The organism is Pseudomonas sp. LH21, assembly GCF_036549575.1.
Lineage (GTDB): Bacteria > Pseudomonadota > Gammaproteobacteria > Pseudomonadales > Pseudomonadaceae > Aquipseudomonas > Aquipseudomonas peradeniyensis.
Genome location: NZ_CP144367.1, coordinates 831,609 through 848,784 on the forward strand (window position 1 = coordinate 831,609; position 17,176 = coordinate 848,784).

Annotated in this window: 15 protein-coding genes and 2 pseudogenes; 9 read left to right on the forward strand and 8 right to left on the reverse strand. The window is 64.5% G+C overall.

The annotated features are described in order from the left end of the window. Positions 1–28 precede the first annotated feature (28 nt). Positions 29–634 (reverse strand): CDP-alcohol phosphatidyltransferase family protein, encoded by a 606-nt coding sequence (locus tag VUG52_RS03955; protein ID WP_050706949.1) that lies wholly within the window; start codon positions 632–634, stop codon positions 29–31. Between the two features lie 412 nt (positions 635–1,046). Between VUG52_RS03955 and VUG52_RS03960 the strand changes: the two genes are divergently transcribed. Further along, a complete protein-coding gene (locus tag VUG52_RS03960; protein WP_028691320.1) occupies positions 1,047–1,454 on the forward strand; it encodes a type II toxin-antitoxin system HicB family antitoxin in 408 nt (135 codons plus the stop codon). Between the two features lie 101 nt (positions 1,455–1,555). Further along, a pseudogene (locus VUG52_RS03965) lies at positions 1,556–1,645 on the forward strand (sulfite exporter TauE/SafE family protein); the annotation flags it as partial. Here the strand turns inward: VUG52_RS03965 and VUG52_RS03970 are convergent. Beyond that, complete coding sequence (locus VUG52_RS03970; RefSeq protein WP_050706936.1) at positions 1,635–1,949, reverse strand: putative quinol monooxygenase; 315 nt, start codon at positions 1,947–1,949, stop codon at positions 1,635–1,637. The pseudogene VUG52_RS03965 and the gene VUG52_RS03970 sit on opposite strands and share 11 nt — an antisense overlap. Positions 1,950–2,109: 160 nt before the next feature. Here VUG52_RS03970 and VUG52_RS03975 point away from each other — a divergent pair, with 160 nt between their 5' ends. The 3 genes from VUG52_RS03975 to ggt all read left to right on the forward strand — a co-directional run bounded on the left by VUG52_RS03975 (position 2,110) and on the right by ggt (position 5,498). After that, the gene (locus VUG52_RS03975) at positions 2,110–2,700 is read left to right on the forward strand and encodes an NAD(P)H-dependent oxidoreductase (RefSeq protein WP_050706935.1); all 591 of its coding nucleotides are present in this window, start codon (positions 2,110–2,112) and stop codon (positions 2,698–2,700) included. 115 nt (positions 2,701–2,815) lie between these two features. Beyond that, a complete protein-coding gene (locus VUG52_RS03980) occupies positions 2,816–3,712 on the forward strand; it encodes a LysR family transcriptional regulator (protein WP_050706934.1) in 897 nt (298 codons plus the stop codon). 118 nt (positions 3,713–3,830) lie between these two features. Then, positions 3,831–5,498: a gamma-glutamyltransferase gene (gene ggt / locus VUG52_RS03985; RefSeq protein ID WP_050706933.1), complete on the forward strand. Its 1,668-nt coding sequence runs from the start codon at positions 3,831–3,833 to the stop codon at positions 5,496–5,498. Positions 5,499–5,578: 80 nt separating this feature from the next. Here ggt and VUG52_RS27195 read toward each other — a convergent pair whose 3' ends face one another. The 3 genes and pseudogenes from VUG52_RS27195 to ypfJ all read right to left on the reverse strand — a co-directional run bounded on the left by VUG52_RS27195 (position 5,579) and on the right by ypfJ (position 8,611). After that, positions 5,579–6,442: a methyl-accepting chemotaxis protein gene (locus VUG52_RS27195; RefSeq protein WP_371877790.1), complete on the reverse strand. Its 864-nt coding sequence runs from the start codon at positions 6,440–6,442 to the stop codon at positions 5,579–5,581. 39 nt (positions 6,443–6,481) lie between these two features. Continuing rightward, positions 6,482–7,363: pseudogene (locus VUG52_RS27200) on the reverse strand (methyl-accepting chemotaxis protein); the annotation flags it as partial. A gap of 363 nt (positions 7,364–7,726) precedes the next feature. Next, on the reverse strand, positions 7,727–8,611 hold the full coding sequence (gene ypfJ / locus VUG52_RS03995) for a KPN_02809 family neutral zinc metallopeptidase (protein WP_050706931.1): 885 nt from the start codon (positions 8,609–8,611) through the stop codon (positions 7,727–7,729). 199 nt (positions 8,612–8,810) lie between these two features. Here ypfJ and pcaH point away from each other — a divergent pair, with 199 nt between their 5' ends. Continuing rightward, on the forward strand, positions 8,811–9,530 hold the full coding sequence (gene pcaH / locus VUG52_RS04000) for a protocatechuate 3,4-dioxygenase subunit beta (RefSeq protein WP_050706930.1): 720 nt from the start codon (positions 8,811–8,813) through the stop codon (positions 9,528–9,530). Positions 9,531–9,541: 11 nt separating this feature from the next. Continuing rightward, on the forward strand, positions 9,542–10,147 hold the full coding sequence (gene pcaG, locus VUG52_RS04005; RefSeq protein ID WP_050706929.1) for a protocatechuate 3,4-dioxygenase subunit alpha: 606 nt from the start codon (positions 9,542–9,544) through the stop codon (positions 10,145–10,147). Positions 10,148–10,499: 352 nt separating this feature from the next. Here the strand turns inward: pcaG and trmA are convergent, their stop codons facing one another. The 3 genes from trmA to VUG52_RS04020 all read right to left on the reverse strand — a co-directional run bounded on the left by trmA (position 10,500) and on the right by VUG52_RS04020 (position 14,378). Continuing rightward, positions 10,500–11,585, reverse strand: coding sequence for a tRNA (uridine(54)-C5)-methyltransferase TrmA (trmA, locus tag VUG52_RS04010; protein ID WP_050706927.1), 1,086 nt, complete (start codon positions 11,583–11,585; stop codon positions 10,500–10,502). Next, positions 11,582–12,877, reverse strand: a complete 1,296-nt coding sequence (locus VUG52_RS04015; protein WP_050706926.1) for an NCS2 family permease — start codon at positions 12,875–12,877, stop codon at positions 11,582–11,584. Before VUG52_RS04015 ends, trmA begins: the two co-directional genes overlap by 4 nt. Before the next feature lie 280 nt (positions 12,878–13,157). Then, positions 13,158–14,378 (reverse strand): MFS transporter, encoded by a 1,221-nt coding sequence (locus tag VUG52_RS04020; protein WP_050706925.1) that lies wholly within the window; start codon positions 14,376–14,378, stop codon positions 13,158–13,160. 343 nt (positions 14,379–14,721) lie between these two features. Here VUG52_RS04020 and VUG52_RS04025 point away from each other — a divergent pair, with 343 nt between their 5' ends. Together VUG52_RS04025 and cydB are read left to right on the forward strand one after the other, a co-directional pair. Continuing rightward, the gene (locus tag VUG52_RS04025; RefSeq protein ID WP_050706924.1) at positions 14,722–16,158 is read left to right on the forward strand and encodes a cytochrome ubiquinol oxidase subunit I; all 1,437 of its coding nucleotides are present in this window, start codon (positions 14,722–14,724) and stop codon (positions 16,156–16,158) included. A 1-nt stretch (position 16,159) separates the two neighbouring features. Continuing rightward, on the forward strand, positions 16,160–17,167 hold the full coding sequence (gene cydB / locus VUG52_RS04030; RefSeq protein ID WP_050706923.1) for a cytochrome d ubiquinol oxidase subunit II: 1,008 nt from the start codon (positions 16,160–16,162) through the stop codon (positions 17,165–17,167). Positions 17,168–17,176: the final 9 nt, after the last annotated feature.

The window sequence follows — 17,176 nt, forward strand, 5'->3', positions numbered from 1 at the left end:
CGAATATCCTTGTCCGGCAGCGAGGGGCTCAGCGGGTTTCGGCCAGGCCGTGGCGAACCCGGTTGTAGAGGGTATAGAGCGAGAGCAGCAGGATGACCAGCAGCAGGCCGTTGATCCAGGTCGCGCCCAGCAGCCCGAAGCCCACGCCGGTACCCAGCACGCCGAAGGCGAAGGCCCGGTCGCTCTTGCCCATCGGCCCATCGTAGCGGCGTGATGCGCCGGCCAACGGGCCCATCACCCCGGCGTATTCGCTGATCACCGCGAACACCACCACCAGCACCACCAGTGTCGGCGAAACGCCCGGCAGCAGGGCGAAGGGCAGGTAGAGGGCGGTGTCGGCGATCACGTCGCACAGTTCATTGAGGTAGGCGCCGAGTTTGGACTGTTGGCCAAACTCCCGGGCCAGCATGCCGTCGACCGCGTTCAGCGCCATGCGTAGCAGCATCCATACCGGGATCAACAGGAACAGCCAGGTGATCTGGGGCAGCCAGGCCAGCAGCAGGCCCAGCAGGACGGAAACCGCGGCAGCGGTGACCGTGACCTGGTTGGCGGTGACGCCGCGGTCGAACAGGCGCTGGACGGCAGGGCGCAGCAACGCCTGGAAGCGGGGTTTGAGCTGGTAGATCGATGGCACGTTGAATTCCCTGTCGTGGTGCGGCATGGACGCGATTGTGGGGAATCAGGCGGGGGGGCGGCAAGGGGAGCGTAGTGGAGTTGTGAGGAGGACGAGGTAATCGAGGTGGCCTTTGCCGGCATTGATCGCAGGGCAAGCCCGCTCCCACACTGTTCTTCGCGAAGGCAGGGTTGTGCAATTGGCAGGACAATCTCCTACAGATTTGGCGCAATCGTTGTAGGAGCGGGCTTGCCCCGCGATGGGCCGCACAGCGCGTTTCGGTACTCGGCTGTAGTTCATTTCCGAAACTTGTTTCACTGCCGCCTGGCACATTGCGAGGAGGCGGCTGAACGTTCTAGTTTCGCAGTTCACCGACCGGAAACGCTGCCCGGCAGATGCCCAACCATGGCAGCTCGACAAAGCGAGAGAGCCGATGAACCTGCTTGTTGTCCTGCACAAGTCCCGTGAGACCTATTACGGCGTCACCATTCCCGATGTACCTGGCTGTTTTTCCGCAGGCGCCACGGTCCCCCAGGCACTGGAGAACATTCAGGAGGCGCTGGCGCTGCATTATGAAGGGCTGGTGGCCGATGGCGCGCCCCTGCCGCAGGTGCAGGAAATGGATGTGCATGTGGACAACCCAGAGTATGCAGGCGGCCTCTGGGCGTTGGTGGACTTCGACGCAACGCCATACCTGGGGACGGCGGTACGTTTTAGTGCGACGTTGCCCAGGAACCTGTTGCAACGAATCGACGACAGGGTGAAGCAGGATAATCGCTACGCTTCACGCTCCGCATTCCTGGCTTCGGCGGCGCTGCGCGAACTGGCTGAGGTGTACTGAGCCTGCGCGCCCCGATCATATTCAGACACATCCTCATGGCCCAGACTGGCGTTGAAACCTGCCTCATCATGGGTGTCCAGCGGATGTACCAGGGGCATTACCAACACCAGCGGATCAGCGCAGCGCTGTTCAAGCGCTGCTTCTTCATCGGCCTGGCGCTACTGGGCACGCACCAGTTGATCAGCGGTTAGCGGACGAAGCGCTGAGCATGTCGATCATCTGGATATCAAAGTCGCGCTCCAGGTAATCCATGCGCTTTTCGAAGAACGCGGCCATGTGCGGCAGCGCCGAGTGCACGTCCAGGGCCGCCTTGCTCGCCCAGACCTCGAAGAACACGAACAGGCTCGGGTCTTCCTTGTCGCGCAGCATGTGGTACTCGATGCAGCCCGGCTCCTGGCGGCTGGGTTCGACGTAGGGACGGAACAGTTGTTCGAAGGCCTCGGACTGTTCCGGGCGGGTCTTGGCTTTGAGGATGAAGGCGTGTTGCTCGCTCATGGCAGATCTCGGTAAGTGAGGAGGGTGAGCAGATTCTAAATCAACAATATGTTTACCATTCGTGATTCGCAGGCAAATGTATTTTGCCCTGGACCCGCTGTTTCCCCGCCCCGTGAGTGCCTAACCTGCCGGCAACTTCACTTACAGGGCTGACCCTCCCATGAAAAAGATCCTCCTGCTCAACGGTGGCAAACGCTTCGCCCACTCCGACGGCCGCCTCAACCAGACCCTGCACGACGCCGCGCTGGCCCATCTGGACCGTGCCGGCTTCGATGTGCGGGAAACCTTCATCGACGGTGGCTACGACGTCCAGGCCGAGGTGGAGAAATTCCTCTGGGCCGACGTGGTGATCTACCAGATGCCCGGTTGGTGGATGGGCGCGCCGTGGACGGTGAAGAAGTACATCGACGAGGTGTTCACCGCCGGCCACGGCAGCCTGTATGCCAACGACGGCCGTACCCGCTCCGATGCCTCGCAGAAGTACGGCAGCGGTGGCCTGGTCCAGGGCAAGCAGTACATGCTGTCGCTGACCTGGAACGCGCCCCAGCAGGCGTTCGATGACCCCAGTGACTTCTTCGAAGGCAAGGGCGTGGATGCGGTGTACTTCCCGTTCCACAAGGCCAATCAGTTCCTCGGCATGAGCGGGTTGCCGACCTTCCTCGCCGTCGATGTGATGAAGCGGCCGGATGTGCCGGCGGCGCTGGCGGCGTACGAGCAGCACCTGGACGAGGTGTTCGGCAAGGGTAATTGAGTCGCGGGCCATCGCGGGGCAAGCCCGCTCCCACGAGCCCGCGATGGACTAACTGCTTGCGCATGCCTGGCTCAGCAGCTATCAATCACGGCATTCTCCAATCAGGTCCTTTCGTGTGAAAACTCGCTCCGAAGAACTCCAGGTCTTCGTCGCCGTCATCGACAGCGGCTCGATCTCCGCCGCCGCCGAGCAGATCGGCCAGACCCCGTCGGCCGTCAGCCGCACCCTGTCGCGGCTGGAGGGCAAGCTGGGCACTACCCTGGTCAACCGCACCACCCGGCGCATGGACCTGACCGAGGAAGGGCGCTTCTTTCTCGAGCGCGCGCGGCTGATCCTCGAGCAGATGGACGACATGGAAGAGCGTCTGTCGATGAACCGCCAGACCCCGTCCGGGCGCCTGCGCATCAACGCCGCCGCGCCGTTCATGCTGCACGCGATCCTGCCGTGGATCGGCGAATTCCGCCGGCAATACCCCGGCATCGAACTGGAGTTGAACACCGACGACCTGATCATCGACCTGCTGGAACAGAGTACCGACGTGGCCATCCGCATCGGCGAGCTGTCCGACTCCAGCCTGCATGCCCGCTCGCTGGGCTGCAGCCCGGTGCAGGTGCTCGCCAGCCCCGATTACCTGGCGCGCTACGGCGTACCGCAACGGGTCGAGGATCTCGACCAACATTGCCTGCTCGGCTTCAGCACCTTGGAATCACTCAACCGCTGGCCATTGCGACATGCCCAGGGCGACCACTGGGCGATCCGCCCGCAGTTGCTCGCATCCAGTGGTGAAACCCTGCGTCAGCTGGCGATCGCCGGCGAAGGCATCGTCAGCCTGTCGCATTTCATGACTCACGAGGATATCCGCGCCGGCCGCCTGCAGGTGCTGCTCGGCGAGCACAACAACGGCTATCGCCAGCCGATCCACGCGGTCTACTACCGCAACACCCAGCTGGCCCTGCGCATCCAGTGCTTCCTCGATTTTATCCAGAAGAAGCTGGCCGCCTACGCCTGCTGAGTTGCCTGAACGCGACAGCGTCTGTCCGAAGGCGGCGCGATCCTGCAATGGTGTTTGCTTAGTCGGAGGGCTTCGGCCTTAATGACTGATCAACAAAAACAACACCAAGGAAGTGCGCATGCGTATCGTCATGTTCCAGCCGCTGGCCCTCGGGGTCGCGATCCTGAGCTGTTCCTCCGCCTTTGCCGTAACGCTGGAAGGCGGCGCGGTAGCCGCGCCTGATCAATATGGCGCACAGGTGGCCGCCGACATCCTCAAGAAGGGCGGCAACGCGGTGGACGCCGCCGTCGCCACCGCCTTCACCCTGGCCGTGACCTACCCCGAAGCCGGCAACATCGGCGGCGGCGGCTTCATGACCTTGTTCGTCGACGGCAAGCCCTACTTCCTCGACTACCGCGAAGTGGCGCCGAAGGCCGCGACCAAGACCATGTACCTGGACGACAAGGGCGAGGTGATCGAGAACCTCAGCCTGGTCGGCGTGCGCGCCGCCGGTGTGCCGGGTACGGTGATGGGGCTGTGGGAGGCGCACCAGAAGTTCGGCAAGCTCAAGTGGAGCGAGCTGCTGACGCCTGCCATCGGCTATGCGCAGAACGGCTTCAAGATCGCCCAGAAGCAGTACCAGTACCGCGACGACGCCCAGGGCCTGTTCAAGACCGCCACCAACTTCAACGACTACTTCGGCCACATGAAGGTCGGCGAGCTGTTCAAGCAGCCGGAGCTGGCGCAGACCCTGGAGCGCATCGCCGACAAGGGCGTCAGCGAGTTCTACCAGGGCAAGACCGCCGACCTGCTGGTGGCGCAGATGCAGGCCGACAAGGGCCTGATCACCAAGGATGACCTCAAGGACTACAAGGCCGTGTGGCGCGACCCGATCGCCATCAACTGGCGCGGCAATGTGGTCTACACCGCGCCGCCGCCAAGCTCCGGCGGCGTCGCCCTGGCCCAGCTGCTGGGCATCAAGGAAGACCGCGCGGCGGACTTCAAGGGCGTCGAGCACAACTCGGCCAAGTACATCCACCTGCTGGCCGAGATCGAGAAACGCGTGTTCGCCGACCGCGCCGACTACCTCGGTGACCCGGCCTTCACCAAGGTCCCGGTCGACCAACTGGTGGCCAAGGACTACCTGGCCAAGCGCGCCGCCCAGGTCAACCCGAACGCGATCTCCGAGACCGACAAGGTCAAGCCGGGGCTGGAACCGCACCAGACCACGCACTTCTCCATCGTCGACAAGCAGGGCAACGCGGTGAGCAACACCTACACCCTCAACCTCGACTATGGCAGTGGCGTGGTGGTCAAGGGTGCGGGCTTCCTGCTCAACGACGAGATGGACGACTTCAGCGCCAAGCCGGGGGCGGCCAATGCCTTTGGCGTGGTCGGCGGCGATGCCAACGCCATCGCGCCGGGCAAGCGCATGCTCTCGTCGATGAGCCCGAGCCTGGTGACCCGCGATGGCAAGGTGGCCCTGGTACTGGGCACGCCGGGCGGTTCGCGGATCTTCACCTCGATCTTCCAGGTGATGAACAACCTGTATGACTACGGCATGCCGCTGGAGAAGGCGGTGGCGGCGCAGCGCGTGCATCACCAGTTGCTGCCCAAGGATACGATCTACTTCGACAGCTATGCGCCGCTCACCGGCAAGGTGGCGGACGACCTGAAGAAGATGGGCTACGTGCTGGAAGACCAGGGCTGGGAGATGGGCGACATCCAGGCGATCCGGGTCACCGGGGAGAAGCTGGAGACCGCTTCCGATCCGCGTGGGCGCGGGGTGGGGATGATCGTCAGATAAGGCTGGGGTGAAATGATCGCGGGGCAAGCCCGCTCCCACGGATTGGTGGGAGCGGGCTTGCCCCGCGATGCGTTACAGGGTCAGACGCGGAACTGGCTGACCAGGGTCTGCAGGTGACCACCCAGGCGTGCCAGCTCGACGCTGGAGGCGGCGGTCTCGTCGCTGGCCGCGGCGGTCTGCTCCGACACGTCGCGCACGTTGAGGATGCTGCGGCTGATCTCTTCGGCCACGGCGCTCTGCTGCTCGGCGGCGGCGGCGATCTGCTGGTTCATCGACTGGATGTTCGACACCGTGCGGGTGATGCTCTCCAGCGAACCACCGGCCTTGCGCGCCAGCTCGACGCTGCTGTCGGTCAGGCTGCGGCTGCCGTTCATCACTTCGGCGACCTGTTGGGTACCGTGCTGCAGGCTGGCGATCAGGCCTTCGATCTCTTCGGTGGACTGCTGGGTGCGCTGGGCCAGGCCACGGACCTCGTCGGCCACCACGGCAAAGCCACGACCGGCCTCGCCGGCACGGGCCGCCTCGATGGCGGCGTTGAGCGCCAGCAGGTTGGTCTGCTCGGCCACCGACTTGATCACGTCCATGACGCTGCCGATCTTCTGGCTTTCCTGCTGCAGCAGGGTCATCGCCTCGGTGGAGCGGTGCACTTCATGGGCCAGGCGTTCGATCTGGCTGATGGCTTCACCCACCACCTTGTCGCCGACCCGGGCTTCATCGTCGGCGTTGGTCGCCGCGTGGGAGGCCTGCTCGGCGTTGCGCGCGACTTCCTGGACGGTGGCGGCCATCTCGTGCATGGCGGTGGCCACCTGGTCGGTCTCGACCTTCTGGCTGTTGGCGCCGGCGCTGGTCTGCTCGGTCACCGCCGACAGCTCCTCGGCGGCGCTGGCGATCTGGGTGACGCCGTCGCGGATGCCGGTGATCAGGTCGCGCAGGGTGGTGCCCATGCGGGCGATGCCCTGCTGCAGGGCGCCCAGTTCGTCGCGACGGGTGACACACAGTTCCTGGGTGAGGTCGCCGCTGGCGATGCGGTTGACCACGTCCATGGTCTCGCGCAGCGGGCGGGTGATTTGGCGGGTGATGATGAACGCGGCAAGCACGCCGACCAGCAGCGCCAGCAGGGTGGCGGTGGTCTGCAGGCTGCGGGCCTGGACGCTTTCGTCGTCACGGCGTTCGATCTGGATCTTGTACAGCTCGTCGCTGCGCTTGACGATGTCGGCGCCCTGCACGGTCATTTCGGCACGGGCCACGCCGATGGCGGCGGTGGCGTCGCGGAACTGGCGCACGGCGTCGCGGTAGGCCAGCACGGCGCTTTCGAACTGCTGGATGCGCGAGGCTTCGCCCGGCAGCTGACGCTTGAGGCTGTCGATTTCATTCAGGGCGTTTTCCAGCTGGCGCAGGGCGGCCTGCTCGGCTTCGCTGGTCAGGTCGGCGATGTAGCTGCGTACATCCAGGCGCACTTGCACCAGCTGTTGCTTGGCCTTGCTGATCAGCAGGTACTGGGCCAGGCGGCTGGCATCGCTCTCGGAGCTGGACAGCACGGCGCTGCTGATCGCCTCGATGGCGTCATTGGCGCGGGCTGCGGCCTGGTTCATCGATTCACGGGCAGCGAGGGTGGTCTTGTAGCCTTGGCGCATTTTTTCCAGCGAGATCCGGTATTCGCTGATGCTCTGGCCCTGCTCGCGCAGCAGCTTGAGGTTCTCGGGGCTCTTAAAAGTGTTGACCAGGTGCTGCTGCTGGCTGCCGAAGGCGTCGAGCTTGGCCTGGACATTGGCCGCCGAGGCGTCGTCGCCGTTGGTCAGCATCCACTGCAGGCGGGCCACGCGCAGGTTGGTCAGGTCACTGTTGAGCTGGGTGATGTCGCTCATCCAGTTGCTGCGGTCGATGAGGCTGCCCAGGCTGTTCCAGCCGGTCAGGGCCAGCAGGCCGGTCAGGACCAGGACCAGGCCGAAGCCCAGGCCGAGTTTGAGGTTGACGCTGATATTGGCGAACCAACTGTTCATGCACGCTCTCCCAGAGAATGATTTCGCTCACTTGATCTCAAAAGCTGGGCGTTGTTGTTGTCAGATAGCCCGCAGATTTGTGTAGGACTTATCGGCAAAGCAGGGAGAAGCTGAAACGCTTTTTCAGCAAATTTGTAACTTGTTGAATACGTTTGTGTTTTTGATGTGGTCAATCGCGGGGGCACACCCAGTGCGCACCGGCGGGCGCGCACTGGGCTGCGCGTGATATCAAAGGCTACGCGCGCTGAAGGTGTCGCATTGGTTCACGTCGCCACTGGAAAACCCGGCCTTGAACCAGCGCACACGCTGTTGCGAAGTACCGTGGGTGAACGAGTCGGGTACGACCCGGCCTTGCCCCTGCTGCTGCAGGCGATCGTCACCGATGGCATTGGCGGCGTTCAGCGCCTCTTCCACATCCCCCGGCTCCAGCCAGTTCAGGCGTTTCTGCGCCTGGTAGGCCCAGACCCCGGCCAGGCAGTCAGCCTGCAGTTCCTGGCGTACCAGCAGGCCGTTGTCGCCTTCCATGCGCTGGCCATTGCGGCGCGCGGCGTCGACCTTGGCCGAGACGCCGAGCAGGGTCTGCACGTGGTGGCCGATTTCGTGGGCGATCACGTAGGCCTGGGCGAAGTCGCCGGCGGCCTTGAAGCGGGTTTCCATTTCGCGGAAGAAGGTCATGTCCAGGTACACGCGCTGGTCACCCGGGCAGTAGAACGGCCCGACCGCCGACGAGGCGAAGCCGCAGGCGGAATTGACCTGGCCACTGAACAGCACCAGCTTGGGATCGCGGTACTGCTTGCCGGCCTGGGCGAACAGCGCCTTCCAGGTGTCCTCGGTGTCGCCGAGGATCGAGGCGACGAACTCGGCCTGCTCGTCGTTGGCCGGCGGGGCCTTGCCGTCGACGTTGGCCGGTGCGGTCTGCTGCTGCTCCATCTGCCCGGCCAGCTGGCCGAGGATCTGCAACGGGTCCTGCCCGGTGAGCCAGCCGATGCCGACGATCAGCAGGATGGCGCCGAGCCCCAGGCCCTTGCCGCCGCCGAAGCGCATGCCGCCGCCGCCCCCTTCGCCGCGGGCATCGACCACGTTGTCGCTGCGTCGGCCTTTTCGCCATTCCATGTAGAGCTCTCCGGTTTGTGAAACATGAAGTCAAAGATTAGTTCAGCGCTGCCACCGGCGTCGCCTCGGTCGCTGATGCATAACCAAATGGTTATGGCTAAGACCGCTGAATTCAATATTCATCCCGATTGGCCTGCCGGAAACTGCAAGTCCGCCTGGCACGCCCAGGCGCTCGACAATTCCAAGAGAGGAAACCGGCATGCCCGCCCAGGACACCAGCCGCTTCGTGATCCGTGATCGCAACTGGCACCCCAAGGCCTTCACCCCCGACTACAAGACCTCGGTGGCGCGTTCGCCGCGCCAGGCGCTGGTCAGCATCCCGCAGTCGATCAGCGAAAGTACCGGCCCGGACTTTTCCCATCTGCGCTTCGGCGAGCACGACCACGACCTGCTGCTCAACTTCAGCCACGGCGGCCTGCCGATCGGCGAGCGCATCATCGTCGCCGGGCGCGTTGTCGACCAGTATGGCAAACCGGTGCCCAATACCTTGGTGGAGATGTGGCAGGCCAATGCCGGCGGCCGCTACCGGCACAAGAACGACCGCTACCTGGCGCCGCTGGACCCGAACTTCGGCGGTGTCGGCCGTTGCCTGACCGACCGCGACGGCTATTACAGCTTCCGCACCATCAAGCCCGGTCCGTACCCGTGGCGCAACGGCCCCAACGACTGGCGCCCGGCGCATATCCACTTCTCCGTCAGCGGGCCGTCGATCGCCACCAAGCTGATCACCCAGCTGTACTTCGAGGGCGATCCGCTGATTCCGCTGTGCCCGATCGTCAAGTCGATCGCCAACCCCGAGGCGGTCCAGCGGCTGATCGCCAGGCTCGACATGAGCCACGCCAACCCCATGGATTGCCTGGCCTACCGCTTCGACATCGTCCTGCGCGGCCAGCGCCAGACCCACTTCGAAAACCGCTGAGGAGGCCCGTCATGCCTATCGAACTGCTGCCGGAAACCCCTTCGCAGACCGCCGGCCCCTACGTGCACATCGGCCTGGCCCTGGAGGCGGCGGGCAACCCGACCCGCGACCAGGAAATCTGGAACCGCCTGGCCAGGCCGGATGCGCCGGGCGAGCATATCCTCTTGCTCGGCCAGGTGTACGACGGCAACGGCCACCTGGTGCGCGATTCGTTCCTGGAAATCTGGCAGGCCGATGCCGATGGCCACTACCAGGATGAATTCAACCTGGAGAACGCTTTCAACAGCTTCGGTCGTACCGCGACCACCTTCGACGCCGGCGAATGGACGCTGCACACGGTCAAGCCGGGTGTGGTGAACAATGCCGCGGGCGTGCCGATGGCGCCGCACATCAACATCAGCCTGTTTGCCCGGGGGATCAACATCCACCTGCATACCCGGCTGTACTTCGATGACGAGGGCGAGGCGAACGCCCGGTGCCCGGTGCTCAACCTGATCGAGCAGCCGCAGCGGCGCGAGACGCTGATCGCCAGGCGTTGCGAGGTGGAGGGGAAGACGGCGTATCGTTTCGACATCCGTATCCAGGGGGAAGGGGAGACGGTGTTCTTCGATTTCTGAAGGCCTTTACGCGATCTCTGTAGGAGATCGCCCAGCCCTTCGGGCTACGCTGTCGCGCATGGAACAGAGTTCCAGCGTGGGAGCGGGCTTGCCCCGCGATCACCGGCGTAGCCGGTGCCAAACGCCGCATCGCGGGGCAAGCCCGCTCCCACGCTCCAGTCAAATCAAAGAGTTGTGTTTTGTTCCATGAGAGCGGCCTTGCCGAGGCGTCGGACCGGCCGGAAAGGGCCGCAGAGCGGCCCCGGCGATTGATGTGTAAACGCTGAAATCCAGGGGTCGCTACGCGACCCTTTCGCGGCACAAGGCCGCTCCTACACACATACAGCGTGTAGGAGCCTGCCCTGCGGGCGTTTCAGCGCCGAACCAGCAGGACGCCGCTTTCCATATGGTGGGTATATGGGAACTGGTCAAACAGCGCGCAGCGCTCGATACGGTGGGTATCGTGCAGTTGGGCGATGTTCTGCGCCAGGGTTTGCGGGTTGCACGAGATGTACAAGATGCGCTCGAAGCGGCGGGTCAGCTCGCAGGTGTCCGGGTCCATGCCGGCGCGCGGCGGGTCGACGAACACGGTGCCGAAGTCGTAGCTTTTCAGGTCGATCCCTTCCAGGCGGCGGAACGGTCGGACCTCGTTCAGCGCCTGGGTCAGCTCCTCGGCCGACAGGCGCACCAGGCGCACGTTGTCCACGCCGTTCTCGTCGAGGTTGTGCAAGGCAGCGTTGACTGAGGTCTTGCTGATCTCGGTGGCCAGCACCTGGCGCGCGCGGGTGGCCAGCGGCAGGGTGAAGTTGCCGTTGCCGCAGTACAGCTCCAGCAGGTCGTCCTGGCGCTCGCCCATGGCCTCGAAGGCCCAGCCGAGCATCTTCTGGTTCACCGCGCCGTTGGGCTGGGTGAAGGCGCCTTCGGGCTGGCGATAGCTGAAGGTGCGCCCGGCGATGTCGAGTTTCTCCACGGCGTAGTCACGGCCGATCACCACGCGCTTGCCCTTGGAGCGGCCGATCACGCTGACGTTCAGGTCGCTGGCCAGTTGCTGCGCGGCCGCTTCCCAGGCTTCGTCCAGAGGGCGGTGATAGCACAGGGTGACCATTGCGTCACCGGCCAGGGTGGTGAGGAACTCGACCTGGAACAAGCGATTGTCGAGTGCCTCGTTGCCCTGCCAGGCGGCCTTCAGGCGTGGCATCAGTTCATTGATGCGCTCGCTGGCGATGGGGAAGTCGTCGATCAGGATCGCCTTGTGCTTCTCGCCCGGCGCAAACATCGCGTAATGGCGCTGGCCGTCCTCGCGCCACAGGCGGAACTCGGCGCGCAGGCGATAGTGCTCGCGCGGCGAGTCGAATACCGCCGGCTCCGGCGCGCCAAACGGTGCCAGCAGCTCGCGCAGGCGGGCGGCCTTGGCCGCCAGTTGCGCGTCGTATTGGGAAGGATCCAGGACAGCACTCATGCGGGGAACCAGCCCAGCTTGATGACGAACAGGATCGACAGGATCACCAGCGCCGGGTTCAGGTCGCGGTGACGGCCGGAGATCAGCTTGATGGCGGTCCAGGCGATGAAGCCGAAGGCGATGCCGTTGGCGATCGAGTAGGTCAGCGGCATGGCCAGGGCGGTCACCACCACCGGCGCGGCTTCGGTGACGTCATCCCAGTTGATCTCGGCCAGGCCCGAGGCCATCAGCACGGCGACGAACAGCAGCGCCGGCGCGGTGGCGAAGGCCGGCACGCTGCCGGCCAGCGGGGCGAAGAACAGCGCCAGCAGGAACAGCACGGCGACCACGATGGCGGTCAGGCCGGTGCGCCCGCCGGCGCTCACGCCCGCCGCCGACTCGATGTAGCTGGTGGTGGTCGAGGTGCCCAGCAGGGAACCGGCCATGGCGGCGGTACTGTCGGCAATCAGGGCGCGGCCCATCTTCGGCATGTGGCCGTCCTTGCCCATCAGGCCGGCGCGCTTGGCCACGCCGATCAGGGTGCCGGAGTTGTCGAACAGGTCGACGAACAGGAAGGCGAAGATCACGCTGATCAGGCCGACGTCGAGGGCGCCGGCGATGTCCAGCTGCAGGAAGGTCGGGGCCAGCGACGGCGGCATCGAGACCACGCCGCCGAACGGGGTGACGCCCACCGCGATCGAGGCCACGGTCACCGCCAGGATGCCGATCAGCACCGCGCCGCGGACCTTCAGCGACTCGAGGGCGACAATCAGGAAGAAGCCCAGGGTGGCGAGGATCGGCGCCGGTTTGCTGAGGTCGCCCAGGCCCACCAGGGTGGCCGGGTTATCGACGACGATGCCCGCATTATGCAGGGCGATCAGCGCCAGGAACAGGCCGATGCCGGCGGCGATCGCCGAGCGCAGCGGCAGCGGGATGCTGTTCACGATCCACTCGCGGATGCGGAAGATCGACAGCAGGAAGAACAGCACCGCCGAGAGGAACACCGCGCCCAGCGCCACCTGCCAGGTGTGGCCCATGTGCAGGACCACGGTGTAGGTGAAGAAGGCGTTCAGGCCCATGCCCGGCGCCAGGGCGATCGGGTAGTTGGCGATGATGCCCATGGTCACCGAGCCGATGGCCGCGGCCAGGCACGTGGCGACGAACAGCGCGCCCTTGTCCATGCCGGTCTCGCCGAGGATGCTCGGGTTGACGAACAGGATGTAGGCCATGGCCAGGAAGGTGGTGACGCCCGCGAGAATCTCGGTGCGCACATTGGTGTCGTGTGCTTTTAGTTGAAACAGCCTTTCCAGCATGCCTGCTCCCCGGGCGCCCTCGCGCCGTGAATGTATCGACCCCAACAGCAAAGCACAGACCGTACCGGATACCGTGGTTTTGTGTGGGGCGGAAAAAAGCCGCGCATCATACCAGCAAGGATGGCGGGGGCCTATGGCCATTGGGGAGAGGGTTTTTCTGTAGCCTGTGCCGGCCCTTTCGCGGGTAAACCCGCTCCCACAGGTATTTCACAGGCCCTGAGGGCGGCGCGATCCCTGTGGGAGCGGGTTTACCCGCGAAGAGGCCGGTACAGGCAAACGATCAGTTGTTATGCATCCGGTCCCGATGGGTAAGCGTCGGGAACAGCTTCATCCACACCCCGGTCACCACCAGCGTGCCCACGCCACCGAGCACCACCGCTGGCACTGTGCCAAACCAGTGCGCGGTAACACCTGACTCGAACTCGCCGAGCTGGTTCGAGGCACCGATGAACAGCCCGTTCACCGCGCTCACCCGGCCACGCATCTCGTCCGGCGTCTCCAGTTGCACGAAGGCGCTGCGGATGACCATGCTGATCATGTCCGCCGCGCCCAGCACCACCAGTACCGCCAGGGAGAACCAGAACGAAGTGGACAGGCCGAAAGCGATGGTCGCCACGCCAAATATGCCCACTGCGGTGAACATGGTCAGACCCACCTTGCGCTCCACCGGAAAGCGCGCCAGCCACAACGACATCAGCAATGCCCCGACGGCGGGCGCCGAGCGCAACAGGCCCAGGCCCCAGGCGCCGGTCAGCAGGATGTCCTTGGCGAACACCGGCAGCAGCGCGGTGGCGCCGCCGAGCAGCACGGCGAACAGGTCCAGCGAGATCGCGCCGAGGATATCCGGACGACTGCGGATGAAGCGGATCCCGGCCAGCAGCGAGTCGAGGCTGGCCCTGCCTGGCTGCGGCTGCTGCCGACGGGCATCGAGGCTCAGGGTCAAAAGGCAGGCAATGAGATAGAGGACTACGGTCGGACCGTAGACCCAGGTGCTGCCGAGGGCGTAGAGCAGGCCGCCCACCGCCGGGGCGACGATGGTCGCCGCCTGGGACGCCGATGCAGAGGCCGCCACCGCACGCGGGAACAGCCCGGGTGGCACCACGTTGGGCAGCAGGGCCTGGGTCGCCGGCATCTCGAACGAGCGGGCGGCACCCAGCAGGAAGGCCAGCACGAAGATCAGCTCTCGGCTGACGTTGTCGGTAAAGCTGCCCACGGCCAGCGCCAGGGCGATCAGCGCCTGCAGGGTCTGGCACAGGGCGGCGACCTTGCGCCGGTCGTAGCGGTCGGCGACATGCCCGGTGTGCAGCATGAACAGCACCCGCGGGGCGAACTCGACCAGCCCGACCAGGCCCAGGTCGAGCACATTGCCGGTGAGCTGGTAGAGGTGCCAGCCGATGGCCACGGTAAGCATCTGGAAGCCGCTGGCGGTGAATACGCGGGCCAGCCAGAAGGCGAGGAAGGGGCGGTGATGGCGCAGTAATTGCGGGGCGGAATCGGACATCGGGGAGCCTGCAGCCTCGGAGATAGAGGGGCCAGCAGAGTAACATCTGTTTGTAACAAATAGTTGCTGAAAGCCGCGCGGATCAACTTCTCACACGCTAAAAAAGAGGGTGAGGCAACAGGTCACGCGGCAATCGACCACACATCCGGATGGGTCATTCGGGACTATGCTTCCATTCAGTCGTTGATCTGGATCAATCGTTCCAGATGCAACGATCTTGGCCCTTGGGCCGGAATCCCCGCGATCGAACAGAACAATTCCAACGCGCCGCACTCGATACCCGTGGGGGCAGTGGGCGACAGGCCACGAGCCCGGTCGCCGGATTACCTGAAGAGGAAGCACCATGTTCGGATTGGAAGCCTTAGAGCTCGCCCGAATCCAGTTTGCCTTTACCGTGTCCTTTCACATCCTGTTCCCGGCCATCACCATTGGCCTGGCGAGCTACCTGGCGGTCCTCGAAGGCCTTTGGCTGAAGACCGCCGACAACACCTACCGTGACCTCTACCACTTCTGGTCGAAGATCTTCGCCGTCAACTTCGGCATGGGCGTGGTCTCGGGCCTGGTCATGGCCTACCAGTTCGGCACCAACTGGAGCCAGTTCTCCGACTTTGCCGGGTCCATCACCGGTCCATTACTTACTTACGAGGTCTTGACCGCCTTCTTCCTCGAGGCCGGTTTCCTTGGCGTCATGCTGTTCGGCTGGAATCGAGTCGGCCGTGGCCTGCACTTCTTCGCCACGTGCATGGTGGCGCTGGGCACGCTGGTGTCGACGTTCTGGATCCTCGCCTCCAACAGCTGGATGCAGACGCCCCAGGGCTACGAGATCGTCAATGGCCAGGTGATCCCGGTGGACTGGTTCGCGGTGATCTTCAACCCGTCCTTCCCCTACCGGCTGATGCACATGGCCACCGCGGCCTTCGTCGCCACCGCGTTCTTCGTCGGCGCCTCGGCCGCCTGGCACCTGCTGCGCGGGCGCGACAACCCGGCGGTGCGCAAGATGCTGTCGATGGCCATGTGGATGGCGTTGATCGTCGCGCCGGTGCAGGCGGTGATCGGTGACTTCCATGGCTTGAACACCCTCAAGCACCAGCCGGTGAAGATCGCGGCCATCGAAGGCCATTGGGAGAACAAGCCCGGCGAGCCGACCCCGCTGATTCTGTTCGGCATTCCCGACATGCAGGCCGAGACCACGCGCTTCAAGGTCGAGATCCCGGCGCTCGGCAGCCTGATCCTCACCCACAGCCTGGACAAGCAGGTCCCGGCGATGAAGGACTTCCCACCTGAGGATCGACCCAACTCGACCATCGTATTCTGGTCGTTCCGGGTCATGGTCGGGCTGGGCATGCTGATGATCTTCGTTGGCCTGTGGAGCCTCTGGCTGCGTAAGCGTGGCACTTTGTACAGTTGCCGGCCATTCCTGCATCTGGCCTTGTGGATGGGGCCATCCGGATTGATCGCCATCCTGGCAGGGTGGTTCACCACGGAAATCGGTCGCCAGCCATGGGTTGTCTACGGCCTGATGCGTACCGCCGATGGCGTGTCCAACCACAGCTATACGCAACTTGGCTTCACCCTGGTGATGTTCGTGGTGGTCTATTTCGCCCTGTTCGGTACTGGGCTCGGCTACATGATGCGTCTGGTGCGCAAAGGTCCGCACACAGGCGAGGGCGACACGCAGCCCCCCGGAGGCCCTGGCCAGAAACGCACGCCGGCGCGGCCACTGTCCGCCGCCGATGATGGCCATGAGGCCGAGTCCAGCAGCCTGAGCAAGGGGAACTGAGATGGGTATCGATCTTCCGCTGATCTGGGCCGTGATCATCATCTTCGGCGTCATGATGTACGTGGTGATGGATGGTTTCGACCTGGGAATCGGCATGCTCTTCCCGTTCGTCCAGGACGAGCGGGACCGTGATGTGATGATGAACACCGTCGCCCCGGTATGGGACGGCAACGAGACCTGGCTGGTGCTGGGCGGCGCGGCGTTGTTCGGCGCCTTCCCGCTGGCCTACTCGGTGGTGCTGGAGGCGCTGTACCTGCCGTTGATCCTGATGCTGGTGGGCCTGATCTTCCGTGGCGTGGCCTTCGAGTTTCGCTTCAAGGCCCGGGCCAACAAACGCCATATCTGGGACAAGGCGTTCATCTGGGGGTCGCTGGTGGCGACCTTCTTCCAGGGCGTGGCCCTGGGTGCCTTCATCGAGGGCTTCAAGGTGGTCGACCGCAAGTTCGTAGGCGGCACCCTGGACTGGCTGACGCCGTTCACGCTGTTCAGCGGCCTGGGCCTGATCGTCGCCTACACCCTGCTGGGCTGCACCTGGCTGATCATGAAGACCGAAGGGCCGTTGCAGCAGAAGATGCACGACATGGCTCGCCCCCTGGCGCTGGTGCTGCTGGCGGTGATCGGCATCGTCAGCCTGTGGACGCCGATCGCCTACCCGCAGATCGCCGAGCGCTGGTTCAGCATGCCCAACCTGGTCTGGTTCATGCCGGTGCCGATCCTGGTGCTGGTGACCTTCTACGGCCTGCTGCGGGCGGTGGCGCGCAATGCCCATTACACGCCGTTCCTGCTGACCCTGGTGCTGATCTTCCTGGGCTACAGCGGGCTGGGCATCAGCCTGTGGCCGAACATCATTCCGCCGTCGATCAGCATCTGGGACGCTGCGGCGCCGCCGCAGAGCCAGGGCTTCATGTTGGTGGGCACGCTGTTCATCCTGCCGTTCATCCTTGGCTACACCTACTGGAGCTACTACGTGTTCCGCGGCAAGGTGACCCATGAAGACGGCTATCACTAGGAGCGCATC

Coding starts and splice junctions, on each gene's coding strand:
- ypfJ (WP_050706931.1), bottom strand. CDS start 8,611: ATGGAATGGCGAAAAGGCCGACGCAGCGACAACGTGGTCGATGCCCGC.
- trmA (WP_050706927.1), bottom strand. CDS start 11,585: ATGAGTGCTGTCCTGGATCCTTCCCAATACGACGCGCAACTGGCGGCC.
- pcaG (WP_050706929.1), top strand. CDS start 9,542: ATGCCTATCGAACTGCTGCCGGAAACCCCTTCGCAGACCGCCGGCCCC.
- VUG52_RS03975 (WP_050706935.1), top strand. CDS start 2,110: ATGAAAAAGATCCTCCTGCTCAACGGTGGCAAACGCTTCGCCCACTCC.
- VUG52_RS04020 (WP_050706925.1), bottom strand. CDS start 14,378: ATGTCCGATTCCGCCCCGCAATTACTGCGCCATCACCGCCCCTTCCTC.
- VUG52_RS27195 (WP_371877790.1), bottom strand. CDS start 6,442: ATGGGCACCACCCTGCGCGACCTGATCACCGGCATCCGCGACGGCGTC.
- ggt (WP_050706933.1), top strand. CDS start 3,831: ATGCGTATCGTCATGTTCCAGCCGCTGGCCCTCGGGGTCGCGATCCTG.
- pcaH (WP_050706930.1), top strand. CDS start 8,811: ATGCCCGCCCAGGACACCAGCCGCTTCGTGATCCGTGATCGCAACTGG.
- VUG52_RS04025 (WP_050706924.1), top strand. CDS start 14,722: ATGTTCGGATTGGAAGCCTTAGAGCTCGCCCGAATCCAGTTTGCCTTT.
- VUG52_RS03960 (WP_028691320.1), top strand. CDS start 1,047: ATGAACCTGCTTGTTGTCCTGCACAAGTCCCGTGAGACCTATTACGGC.
- VUG52_RS04015 (WP_050706926.1), bottom strand. CDS start 12,877: ATGCTGGAAAGGCTGTTTCAACTAAAAGCACACGACACCAATGTGCGC.
- VUG52_RS03970 (WP_050706936.1), bottom strand. CDS start 1,949: ATGAGCGAGCAACACGCCTTCATCCTCAAAGCCAAGACCCGCCCGGAA.
- cydB (WP_050706923.1), top strand. CDS start 16,160: ATGGGTATCGATCTTCCGCTGATCTGGGCCGTGATCATCATCTTCGGC.